Origin of the sequence: Pseudomonas sp. Z003-0.4C(8344-21) (genome assembly GCF_900104975.1) — a bacterium.
Classification (GTDB): domain Bacteria; phylum Pseudomonadota; class Gammaproteobacteria; order Pseudomonadales; family Pseudomonadaceae; genus Aquipseudomonas; species Aquipseudomonas granadensis.
The window spans coordinates 3,709,189-3,721,321 of record NZ_LT629756.1; the positions used below are offsets into that span (position 1 = coordinate 3,709,189).

Here is a 12,133-nt window from a genome sequence, read left to right on the forward strand (position 1 = left end):
GTGTGCCACAGATGGGCACGCCCGCACTCTCGAATCCCCTACGCCATATTCGACCTCTTCGCTTGGCCCTCCTTCTCCGCCCGAATCCTGAACCAGATCGCATACATCGCCGGCAAGAACACCAACGTGATTATCGTTCCGACAAACGTGCCGCCAATCAGCGTATACGCCAGCGTGCCCCAGAACACCGAGTGCGTCAGCGGAATGAACGCCAGAATGGCCGCCAGTGCGGTCAACAGCACTGGCCTTGCCCGTTGCACGGTGGCTTCGACCACGGCGTCGAAAGGCGCGAGGCCTTCTTGCTCGTTGTGATGAATCTGCCCGATCAGGATCAGCGTGTTGCGCATGAGAATCCCCGACAGTGCAATCAACCCGACCAGTGCGTTGATGCCGAACGGCTGATTGAAGATCAGCAGCGTCGGCACCACGCCGATCAAGCCGAGTGGCGAGGTGAGGAAGACCATGATCATCGCCGAGATCGAGCGCACCTGGACGATGATGATCAGCAGCGTCATGGCGATCATGATCGGCAGCAGCGGCAAGATCGCTTTGCCGGCCTTGCCGGATTCCTCGATGGCGCCGGCCTGTTCAATGCGGTAACCGGAAGGCAGTTGCGCAACGATCGGCTGCAATTGCTCGATGATCACGCCGGAGACGTCCGGTGGCTGCAAGCCTTCGGCGATGTCGCCGCGCACGGTGATGGTCGGGGTGCGATCGCGGCGGCGCAGGATCGGATCTTCCATGCGCACCTCGACCTTGCCAATCTGCGACAGCGGAATGCGTTGCCCGGCCGCACCGACCAGGGTGAAGCCTTCGATCTGCGCCGGGTCCAGGCGGATGTTGCCTGCGGCACGGCCAACCACCTGCACGGAACGGATATCCTCACGCACCGCCGTGATCGGCACGCCGCTGAGCAAGAACTGCAACTGCTGGGCCACGGCGCTGGAGGTCAGCCCGACCGCCTGCAAGCGATCCTGATTGAGGTTGAAATGCAGCGTCGGCGTCAGCGGCCCCCAGTCGGTGTTGACGGTGCGCATCATCGGGCTGTCCTGCATCACCCTGCGGACCTGCTCGGCGATGTCGCGCAATTTGGCCGGATCGGGGCCCATCACTCGGTACGCCACCGGGAACGGCGAATACGGGCCGAAGACGATTTGTGTCGCACGCACGCGCGCTTCCGGGGCCAGGCCTTGAGCAACCGCTTCGCGCAAACGCAACTTGAGGGTTTCGCGGGCGTCCTGGTTGTCCGTCAGCACGACGATCTTGGCGAATGACGGGTCCGGCAACTCGGGCGCCATGGCCAGGAAAAACCGTGGCGCACCCTGGCCGATATAGGCCGTGACGATTTTTGCCTCAGCCTGTTTTTGCAGCCACGCCTCGACTTTGGCCGTGGCGGCGCTGGTCTGCTCGATCGCGGTGCCGTAGGGCATTTGCACTTCGATCATCACTTCGGGGCGGTCAGAGGTCGGGAAGAATTGCTTCTTTACCAATCCCATGCCCGGGATCGCGACGACAAACAGCGCGACAACCGTGCCCGCCACCAGCCATTTGCGGGTGATCACCCACGCCAGAATTTTGCGGAAGCGGTTATAGCGCGGCGTGTCGTAGATCGCCGCGTGCCCGCCTTCGACTTGCTTGATGTCCGGCAACAGCTTCACTCCCAGATACGGCGTGAAAGCCACCGCAACGACCCACGAAGCGATCAAGGCGATGCCGACAATCCAGAACATGTTGCTGGTGTATTCGCCCGCCGTGGACTGGGCGAAACCGTTCGGCAAAAAGCCTATCGCCGTCACCAGCGTACCGGCGAGCATTGGCGCTGCGGTATGGCTCCAGGCATAGGCCGACGCCTTGATGCGGTCATAGCCCTCCTCCATTTTCACCACCATCATTTCAATGGCGATGATCGCGTCGTCGACCAGCAAGCCCAGCGCGAGAATCAACGAGCCGAGGGTAATCCGGTCAAAGTTTTTGCCAGTGGCGGCCATCACCACAAAGACGATCGCCAGGGTCAACGGCACCGCTGCGGCGACCACCACGCCGACACGCCAGCCCATGCTGAGAAAGCACACCAGCATCACCACCAACAGCGCGACGAAGAACTTGACCATGAACTCGCCGACCGCCGAGTCGATATTCACCGCCTGATCGGTGACTTTCGACAGGGTCATGCCCAGCGGCATTTCTGCATTGATGTTGAGCGTTTCGGCATCCAGCGCCTTGCCCAGATCCAGACCGTTCCAGCCCTCGCGCATGATCACGCCGAGCAGCAGCGCTTCCTCGCCGTTGTTACGCACGAGAAACGTCGCCGGGTCTTCGTAGCCGCGCTCGACCGTGGCCACGTCGGAAAGCATGAGGGTGCGACCCTGCGCGACAACCGGCGTGTCACGGATTTTCTGCAAGGTGTCGAACGCGCCATCGACCCGGACAAAGATTTCCGGCCCCTTGGTTTCGACCGATCCGGCGGGCGTCAGCACGTTCTGACTGTTCAGGGCGGCGAAGATGTCCTGCGGCGACAGACCCAGCGTCGCCAGTCGATCATGGGAAAACGAGACGAAGATGCGTTCGGCCTGCTCACCGATGATGTTGACCTTTTTCACCCCCGGCACATGCAACAGGCGCTGGCGCAAAGACTCCGCATCGCGCACCAGCAAGCGCTGCGGCTCGCCCTTGGCCTTCAGGGCAAACAGCGCGAACGTCACGTCGGAGAACTCGTCGTTGACCATCGGCCCGATAACGCCCGCCGGCAGTTTGATCGCTTCGTCATCGAGCTTCTTGCGCGCCTGATAGAACTCTTCCTGCACCTGCGACGGCGGTGTGCTGTCGAGCAACGACACCATGGTGAATGCCAGCGCTGGGCGGGTGTAGGTTTCCGTGCGGTCGTACCACTTCAGTTCCTGCAGACGCTTTTCCAGCGGTTCGGCAACCTGGTCTTGCATCTCCTGCGCGGTCGCGCCCGGCCATGCGGTGATGACGGTTAATTGCTTGACGGTGAACGGCGGATCTTCGGCCCGGCCCAACTTGAAGAACGCCAGGGTGCCGGCGACGGCAATCAGAAAAATCAGGAACACCGTGATCGCGCGTTGGCGAACGGCAATGGCGGAAAGGTTGAATCGACCCTCGCTCATGGACGACTCCCGGCAACCTGGGCGTCATCGCGGGCCAGCAAGCGCACTTCCTCGCCTTCGTGCAGCAGGTGCGCGCCGAGCGCAACGATCGGCTCACCGACGCTGAGTTCGCCAGCGATGCGTGCCGAATCGTCACTCAACCCCAATACTTCAACGGCGCGCCAGGTCACTTTCGCTGGTGTACCGGCAATCGCCCACACGCCGGTGCCCTTGCCTGCGTTGTACAGCGCCGCGATCGGCACTTTCAACGCTTGTTGTTGTGCGGAAACCTGAGCGATATCAACGGTGACGGTCGAACCGATCGGCGCATTGGCGAGCTTGCCTTCAAGCACATAGCGCGCCTCGAACGTGCGAGTGGTGGCGTCGGCGGAATCGGACAGCAGGCGCAGTTTTGCCGATACCGCAGCCGCCGGATCGCCATACAGCTTGGCCTGAGCGGTCGAACCTGCGACCGGACGCAGAGTCTCCGGCAGATGAACAATTGCTTCCCGCTGACCCGCGCGCGCCAGTCGAACCACCGGTTGCCCGGGGCTGACCACCTGCCCCGGTTCCACGAGGGTGTCCACCACCACGCCGTCGGCGTCCGCCACCAGCACCGCATAACCCGAGGCGTTGCGCGCGACGTCCGCTTGGGCGACAGCGGCGCGGAGTTGCGCCCTGGCGCTGTCGGCGGCGGCTTTGATCTGATCGTAGGCCGAGGCCGAGATCGCGCCGGCGGCGACCAGTTCGCGATTGCGTGCTTCGTCATCGGCGGTCTGTTTGGCCCGGGCGCGGGCGGCGGTGACCGCTTCTTGTTGCGCTCGCGCTTGCAGGCCAAGGTCGACCGGGTCGAGGCGCATCAGCGGCTGCCCGCGCTTGACCGTCTGACCGGTGTCGACCAAACGCTCAAGGACCTTGCCCGAAACGCGAAAGCCCAGGTCACCCTGAACCCGCGCCGCCACCACACCGGTGAATGACCGCGAGCCATCCTCGGCAAGCTGCACGACCGCCGACCTCACCAGCGGCGCAAGGGTGCGCGGGTCTTTCGTCGTAGAAGCATCACCGCACGCCGTCAGGACGAGGGGCAGCACACAGGCTGCGAAGGGAAAAGGTCTGAGCCGGCGCATGGATTTCCTTTACTAAAATAGGATGATCATCATATTCTCAGCCCTGTGACCAATATCGTCAACAGTCACAAACTGCCAGATTTTCGCTTCGCTCGTTGAGCGTTGCCAAGCCCACACAGGAATTTCCATGCACCTCCTCCGCCCCATCACTCTTTTGGTCAGCGTCGGTTTGGTCGCGGGTTGCACGGTCGGCCCCGACTACCAGCGCCCCGCCGCCCCACTGCTGGAGCATTACCAGCGCCAGCCTGCCATGGCCGGGTCTGCAGCCAGCCTTGTTACTTGGTGGGAAAGCTTTAATGACCCGCTGCTGGACGCCTTGATCACTCAGGCACTGGCGCAGAACCTGGACCTGGCGCAGGCCGCCGCGCGAGTCACCCAGGCACGCGCCGGGCTGGGCTCTGCGAATGCCGCGCTGCTGCCTTCGGCGAGTGTCAACGGACAGGCCGCGCGCGCTTACCAATCGGTGGAAACGCCACTCGGCCAAGTGCTGAATTCGTCTCCCGGGTATGACCGTTACGGCAGTTCTTATGAGGTCAATCTCGAGGCTGGCTGGGAGCTGGATGTGTTTGGCGGACTGCGCCGGGAGCGCGAGGCTGCGCTCGCCGAGTACCAGGCATCCGCAGCAGGACTCAGCGCGACACGCCTGGCGATCGCGGCGCAAACGGCGGATACCTACGTCACCCTGCGCGGCTTGCAGGCACGCCTGGACATTGCCGAGCAACAGGTCAAAACCCAGCGTGACCTGCTGGAAAAAGTCCAATTGCTCTACAGCAAGGGCTTGGCGGCGAGCTATCAGGTGCGGCAAATCGAAGGCGAACTGGCGCAAGTCGAGGCAAGCGTACCGGTGCTGCAAACCGGTATGGATGCTGCAATGAATGCCATGGATGTGCTGCTCGGTACGCCACCGGGTACGCATCGAGTGCAACTGGCCCAAGCGGAAAGCATTCCCGCCACGCCGCCCTCGCAGGCATTGGCCACACCTGCCGACTTGCTGCGCAGTCGGCCTGACCTGATCGTCGCCGAGCGGCGACTGGCGGCTTCCAATGCGCGCATCGGTGCCGCCATGGCCGAGTACTACCCGAAATTTTCCCTCGGTGCCTTGCTCGGCAGTGCGACGGCGGTGTCCGGTGGCAACCTCTTTTCCAGCGGCGCGAGCCAGTCCGCCGCCCTGCTCGGCCTGCGCTGGCGGCTCTTTGACTTTGCGCGCATCGACGCGCAGATCGATCAGGCCAAAGGTCAGCAAGCCGAAGCGCTGGCCGCTTACCGCCAATCGGTACTGCGCGCCACGGAAGATGTGGAGAACGCGCTGTCGGCACAGGTCAATCGGCAAGCCCAGGCCAGCACCCTTGGTGCCGGCGAAGCGGCGTTGACCGAGGCTCGGCAATCGTCGTTCAGTGCTTATGAGAAAGGCGCCGCCAGCCTGATCGATGTGCTGCGGGCGGATCAGACGTTACTGCAAACCGCCGATGCCCGGGCGCAAGCGCAAACCGAATCAACCCGCGCGGCGGTGGCGTTGTTCAAGTCCTTGGGCGGTGGCTGGCAACCCGCCGAGCCCTCGCCTGTCGCGGCGCGCTGAGTCGCTGTGACAGGCGAAATCGAGCGGGCCTTACATCAGGCCCGCCCTGCACCGCAGCGCTGGATCAGAAGCGGTAGCTGACAGACGTGCCGAGCCCACTGGCGCTGTTGCGATATTGGGCGCTATACGCACCTTTGTCGGCTGCGGTGTGATTGATCTCGACGCTCTCTTCCTGCAGGTAGGAATAGGCCACATCGATGGTGACATTCTCCGCCGGCGTCCAACCGGCACCGAGGCTGAACACCTTGCGATCACCTGTAGGAATACGCGGACCGCGGTTGGTGTTGTTGGCCGGCGACTGATCAACCGAGAACCCGGCACGCAGCACCCATTGGTTGTTTAGCTGATACGCCGCGCCGATCGCATGGGCCCACGTGTCGTGCCAGTTCTGTTCTTCGCTGATGGTGCCCAACTGGCCGCTGAGCAACGGCGGCAATCCGCTGTTTTCGATGGTCAGCTCCTTGAAGCGACTCCAGCGCGTCCAAGTACTGCCGGCATACAGCGTCCAGTCGTGATTGAGTTGATGGGTCACCGAGAAGTCCACCGACTCGGGGGTGTCGACATCCAGCGAGGCGTCGTAGCTGCGGCCACTGACGCCGAGCAGGTTGAAGATGCCGTCGCTGACTTTGGTTTTCGCATCGAGGTGGTAGCTGACCTTGGAATGGTAGGTCAGGCCCAGGCGCGTCTGCTCGGTCGCCTGCACCATGACGCCTGCGTTGAAGCCCAGCGCGGTGTCGTCGCCAGTACTTTTGACTTTGCCGTCATTGCGCCCGGGGCTCAGCGGGTTGGCGACCATCCCTGACAGCTCGCCGCTGATGCGGTTGATGGTCGGGCCGAAACCGATCGACACCTTGTCGTTGAAGGCGTAGCTGAGGGTGGGCTGGAACGTCAGCGTTGTGACTTCGCTTTTATTGGCGTAATAGCGCCCGGCAAAACCGCGGTCGTAATCGGTAATCAAACCAAACGGCACATAAAACCCGACACCGAAGGCCCAGTGCTCATTGATCGGTTTGACGTAATAACCCATGGGCACCGTGGTGGTCGGCACCATGTCGCCGTCTTCCTTGCCGCCGAAGGTACTGCGGGTCTGGCTGATATCCGACTTGGCGAACAGCGTCGCCTGCCCCACGCTCACCTGCTCTCTTTTCAGCCGCGCCATGCCCGCCGGATTGCCGAACACCGTACTGGCGTCTTCGGCGGACGACGAGCGACCGGCAAACCCCGAGCCCATCCCGCTGACGCTTTGCTCATTGAGCGCAAAACCGCCCGCCAGCACATTGGAAGACGCGAGCACGACAGCCAGCCCGAGGGGATGCTTGAGCATTGTTTTTTTCATTATCAGGACTCTATGGGTGTTTCTGAAATGGAACATGAAGAACCGCAGCGGCCCATATTATCCATGTGACCATTTACGTCAATAGTCACTTTCTGACTGTGGTGAATACGTTCTCGATGCGAGTTTGCGTCGAGAACATGAATTGCTTGGGAGGAGGATCAACGCAGCATCAAGGCATCAGGCTGCGCAGAATCAGATTCGAGGTCAGCGTCGGCGCCACCTCAATGAAATCCAGGTTGTGTTGAAGCATCAGCGGATTGACGAAGGGCCGCAGCGTCAGATGGATCGAGTCGACGGTTTCGTCCAGCGGCGTCTTGCGTTCGAACTCACCGGCCGTGCGTCCGTCACGCACGATGTCAGTGATAAAGCCTTTGATCCGGGCGTCGTAACGCTGGGCGCTGGGCCAGTTCTCGCCGGCCGCAAAGGCCGCGATGTCGTAGAGCTTGCGGTCGGTGAAGAACAGCTCGACGCCAGTGGCAATCACGGTTTTGACCAACTGGCGGAAGCGCTCGGTCGGCGACAGCCCGTCTGCGCTGACTGCCAGTTCCACCGCCGCCACGATTTGCCCCAGGCAGTTGCCGCAGATGGCCTCGCCGATCGCCTGCTTGGAATCGAAGAACTTGTAGATGTACGCTTTGGAAAAACCGATGGCCTTGGCCAGGTCCGACACCGTGGTTTTGCCGTAGCCATACTGGCTGAAATGCTCGTTGGCCGCCGCGACGATCTGGTCACGAATCTCGTGATCGACCGGGCCGCGCGCGCCGGGGAAGGATGAGGAAGCTGAGGTCTGGTTCATCCCGGCAGCTTACTCACCTGATCGGAGGCTTACAACTGAGCCTCCCTGCCCTCACCGCTCATGCCCCATCACCACGCCGCCTGATAAATTGCCAGCGCGTCGGCTTCGCTGACCTCTCGCGGGTTATTCACCAGCAAGCGTTGCTGCTGCATCGCGTCACGCGCCAGTTGTGCGAGGCAATCTTCGGGCACGTCGACATCGCGCAGGCGATGGGGCAGTCCGCAGCGCGGCGCCAACTCGGCCAGTTCGGTAATCAGCTGCTCGGCCTGGCTGCGCCGATCGCCAATACGCAGCCGCTCGCCGAGCAACGGCACGGCCAGCTCAGCGTAATCCGCCTCGGCCACTGGCAGGTTGAAGCGCAGCACATGCGGCAGCACCAGCGAGTTGGATAAGCCGTGGGGAATGTGAAAGTGCCCGCCCAACGGATAGGCCAAGGCATGCACCGCCGCCACCGGCGCATTGGCGAACGCCTGCCCGGCAAGACAGGCACCGAGCAGCATGGCTTGCCGCGCGTCGAGGTTGCCACCGTTGTGCACCGCTTGGTCCAGATGGGTCGCCAGCAGGCGCAACGCCTCGCGGGCGAGCAGACTGGACAGCGGGTTGCGCTTGAGTTTGCTGGTGTAGGCCTCGATCGCGTGGACCATCGCATCGATACCGGTGGCTGCCGTGACCTGCGGCGGCAGGCCCAGCGTGCACACCGCGTCGAGCACGGCGAGATCCGGAAGTAATAACGGCGAGACGATGCCCATTTTGCTGGTTTCGCCGGTGGTGACGATGGCGATAGGCGTGACCTCCGAACCGGTGCCTGCGGTGGTCGGCACCTGGATCAGCGCCAGCCGTGGGCCCTTGGCCTGATCGACACCGTACAACTGCGTGAGCGTTTGGCTGTTGCCGGGATGGGCCAATAACGCAACCAGTTTGGCGACGTCCATCGAGCTGCCGCCGCCGAACCCGACGATCAGGTCGGCGCCGATGTGCCGGGCGCGATCGACCGCCGCCATTACGCAGTGTTCATGGGGATCGGCACTCACGTCACTGAAAATCGCCACCGCCACTTTCGCCGCGCTGAACCCCGGGAGCACGTCATCGAGCAAACCGAGCCGGGCGATCCCCGGGTCGGTGACGATCAACACCCGCCGTGCGCCGCGCTCGCGGCACAGGCTGGCCAGTCGCTGTGCGGCGCCGGCTTCGCAGAGGATCTGCGCGGTGGTGGCAAAGCTGAAGGATTGCATCGGCACGACTCCTTATGGTTATCCGGTCTGGGGTTCAGAAACTGAAGTCGCTGGCCGCCATTGCCATCAGGCAGTTCGCCCCGCCGAGCACGGCGTCGCGATGGGCGCCCGCGCGCGGCAACAGGCGCCGCCAGTAGAAGTCGGCGGTGTGCAACTTGGCCTGGTAAAAGCCACTGTCAGCACTGCCTTGGGCCAACGCCTGCTGCGCGCGGGTCGCCGCTTGCAGCCAGAAACCGGCGAGCAGGACGTAGGCTGAATAGGCGAGGAAATCCACCGACACCGCACCGATTTCCTGCGGATCCCGCTGACACGCGGCGATGACTGCTTGGCCAAGCTCGCGCCATTCGCTCAAGCGCTGGCTGACCGCCTGGGCCATTTTCCGCAGCGGTTTATGCGCCTGGGCGGCTTCGGCCAGTTGCGCAAACTCGTCAATCAGCCCATTGAGTTCAGCGCCACCGTCGCCGAGCAGTTTGCGGCGGATCAAGTCCAGCGCCTGAATGCCGTTTGTGCCCTCATAGAGCTGAGTGATGCGGCTGTCGCGCATCAGCTGTTCCATGCCCCACTCGCGGATATAGCCATGGCCACCGTACAGCGCCACGCCGAGGCTGGCGACTTCCTGGCCGACATCGGTGAAGAACGCCTTGACGATCGGAATCAACAGCGCCGCCCGACGCTTTGCCGCTTGATGATCCGCGCCCATGGCTTGTTCGAGATCGAGTTGCCGCGCGGTGTACACCGCAAGCATCCGGCAGCCTTCGGTGAGCGCTTTCTGGGTCAGCAACATGCGCCGCACGTCGGGGTGGACGATGATCGGGTCGGCGGCCTGCTCCGGCGCAACAGCACCGGCGAGCGAACGCGACTGCAAGCGTTCCCGCGCATAACGCAGGCCGCCCTGAAACGCCGCTTCGGCAATGCCCAGGCCCTGCAGACCGACCTGAAAACGGGCGTCGTTCATCATGGTGAACATGCACGCCAGGCCCTGATTCGCTTCGCCCACCAGCCAGCCCTGCGCACCATCGAAATTCATCACGCAGGTCGACGTGCCCTTGATGCCCATCTTGTGTTCCAGCGCCCCGCAGCTCAGCGTGTTGCGCTGACCATCGGGCAGGACTTTCGGCACCAGCAACAGGCTGATGCCCTTCACGCCCGGCGGTGCGTCCGGCAGGCGCGCGAGCACCAGATGAATGATGTTGTCGGTCAGGTCCTGCTCGCCGCCGCTGATGAAAATCTTGTTGCCGGTAACGCGGTAACTGCCGTCGGCCTCAGGCTGGGCGCGGGTGCGCAGCAGGGCCAGATCGGTGCCGGCCTGCGGCTCGGTCAGGCACATGGTGCCGGTCCATTCGCCGCTGATCAGGTTCGCCAGATACGCTTGCTTCAGTTCCGCGCTGCCATGGCGGTACAGCGCCAGCACAGCGCTTTCGGTGAGCCCGGAATAAACCCGAAAAGCGAGCGACGCCGACATCAGCATTTCGTGAAAGCACGCGGAGACCATCTGCGGCACGCCCTGGCCGCCGAACGCCTGTGGCCCGGTCATGCTCGCCCAACCGTTGTCGACGTATTGTCGATAGGCCTGACGAAAACCGTCCGGTGTGGTCACCTCGCTACCGTGCAACTGACAGCCCTGCTCGTCACTGTTGCGATTGAGCGGTGCGATGACTTCGCCGGTGAACCGCGCGCCTTCCTCGAGAATGCCGTCGAGGACGTCGCGGTCGAGTTCGACCTGCAATTGTTGGCAGTGCGCGCTGACGTCGAACAGTTCGTGCAAGACGAAACGCATGTCGCGCAAAGGCGCCTGGTAGTTCGAAGACGTAGTCACGCGCAGCGCTCCAATCAATAAAGGACAAGCGCCACCCTAAGCAGCGTTCAGATATTTTTGAAATTTAGAATTCCCATGGCATATATTCCGCGCATGAATATTTCCAACTTCGATCTGAATCTGCTGCGCGTGCTGGATATGCTTTTGCGTGAACAGAACGTTTCGCGCGCGGCCGAGCGGCTGGCACTGACGCAACCGACGGTGAGCAACGCCCTGGCGCGGTTGCGCGACCTGCTCGACGATCCGCTGCTGGTGCGGGTCGGCCGACGCATGTGCCCGACGCCGCGTGCGCTGGCGCTGGAAGGGCCGATTCGCGCGGCACTGCGGCAGATCGAGCAAACCCTGGGCAGTGGCGAAGCCTTCGAGCCGCAACACAGCCGTCGGCAACTGCGTATCGCCCTGACCGACTTCGTCGAACAACTGTGCATGCCGGCCTTGCTCGCGCGCCTGCAAAGCGTGGCGCCGCAGCTGCGCATCGACGTCGCCCACCTGACGCCGAACCTGCCGGTCGAGGCGCTCGACCGCGGCGATCTCGACATGGTGCTCGGCCGTTTCAACGAGGTGCCGGCCCGTTTCACTCGGCAACTGTGGCGCCGGGAAACCTTGCGCATCGCCGTGCGCCGCGAGCATCCGCAGATCAGCGGCGCGCTCGACCTGCAAACCTTTCTGCAACTGCGCCACCTCTGGGTCCACGGCGGGCAGACACGCGGCATGGTCGATCAGTGGCTGGCCGAGCAGAACCTCGAACGGCAAATCGTCTACACCACGCCGAACTACCTGCAAGCCGCGCACCTGGCCGCCGCCACCGACCTGTGCGTGGTGCTGCCGACGCAACTGGCGCAGCAGTTCGCCGAATTGCTGCCGCTGGACCTGCATGAATTGCCGTTCGCGCTGGAACCGTTCGAGCTCGATCTGGTGTATCTGAGCCATCGCCAGCACGACCCGGCGCTGGCGTGGCTGGCGGAGCAGATTCTGGCGATTGCGGCGCCCTGATCGGTCGAGTCATACGATCTCCAACCCGAAACGTAACCATCAGAAAATCGCCAATGGCGGCCAAGGAACGAGCTTCTTTGGTCTAAGGCACCCTTGCCCACCCCTGCCCGATACGGTACAAACAGCGCAGTTGTACGACAACATAATAAA

At 62.9% G+C, this 12,133-nt stretch carries 8 protein-coding genes; 2 read left to right on the plus strand and 6 right to left on the minus strand.

Annotated features, from left to right (window positions below):
- Positions 1 to 38: 38 nt before the first annotated feature.
- Together BLU24_RS16765 and BLU24_RS16770 are read right to left on the minus strand one after the other, a co-directional pair.
- Entirely contained in the window at positions 39 to 3,128 is a 3,090-nt protein-coding gene (locus BLU24_RS16765; protein ID WP_093101907.1) for an efflux RND transporter permease subunit, read from the minus strand.
- Positions 3,125 to 4,234 (minus strand): efflux RND transporter periplasmic adaptor subunit, encoded by a 1,110-nt coding sequence (locus BLU24_RS16770; protein ID WP_093101908.1) that lies wholly within the window; start codon positions 4,232 to 4,234, stop codon positions 3,125 to 3,127. Before BLU24_RS16770 ends, BLU24_RS16765 begins: the two co-directional genes overlap by 4 nt.
- 127 nt (positions 4,235 to 4,361) lie before the next feature.
- Here BLU24_RS16770 and BLU24_RS16775 point away from each other — a divergent pair, with 127 nt between their 5' ends.
- Positions 4,362 to 5,810: an efflux transporter outer membrane subunit gene (locus BLU24_RS16775; RefSeq protein ID WP_093101909.1), complete on the plus strand. Its 1,449-nt coding sequence runs from the start codon at positions 4,362 to 4,364 to the stop codon at positions 5,808 to 5,810.
- A gap of 64 nt (positions 5,811 to 5,874) precedes the next feature.
- On the opposite strand, the gene BLU24_RS16780 is transcribed toward BLU24_RS16775, so the two are convergent.
- The 4 genes from BLU24_RS16780 to BLU24_RS16795 all read right to left on the minus strand — a co-directional run bounded on the left by BLU24_RS16780 (position 5,875) and on the right by BLU24_RS16795 (position 10,951).
- Entirely contained in the window at positions 5,875 to 7,146 is a 1,272-nt protein-coding gene (locus tag BLU24_RS16780) for an OmpP1/FadL family transporter (RefSeq protein WP_093101910.1), read from the minus strand.
- Between the two features lie 169 nt (positions 7,147 to 7,315).
- A complete protein-coding gene (locus BLU24_RS16785; RefSeq protein ID WP_093101911.1) occupies positions 7,316 to 7,942 on the minus strand; it encodes a TetR/AcrR family transcriptional regulator in 627 nt (208 codons plus the stop codon).
- Positions 7,943 to 8,010: 68 nt separating this feature from the next.
- Positions 8,011 to 9,174 carry an iron-containing alcohol dehydrogenase gene (locus BLU24_RS16790; protein ID WP_093101912.1) on the minus strand — a complete coding sequence of 388 codons (1,164 nt, stop codon included), beginning with the start codon at positions 9,172 to 9,174 and terminating at the stop codon, positions 8,011 to 8,013.
- Between the two features lie 34 nt (positions 9,175 to 9,208).
- Positions 9,209 to 10,951 (minus strand): acyl-CoA dehydrogenase C-terminal domain-containing protein, encoded by a 1,743-nt coding sequence (locus BLU24_RS16795; protein WP_093101913.1) that lies wholly within the window; start codon positions 10,949 to 10,951, stop codon positions 9,209 to 9,211.
- A gap of 114 nt (positions 10,952 to 11,065) precedes the next feature.
- Between BLU24_RS16795 and BLU24_RS16800 the strand changes: the two genes are divergently transcribed.
- On the plus strand, positions 11,066 to 11,983 hold the full coding sequence (locus BLU24_RS16800) for a LysR family transcriptional regulator (protein WP_093101914.1): 918 nt from the start codon (positions 11,066 to 11,068) through the stop codon (positions 11,981 to 11,983).
- Positions 11,984 to 12,133 lie beyond the last annotated feature (150 nt).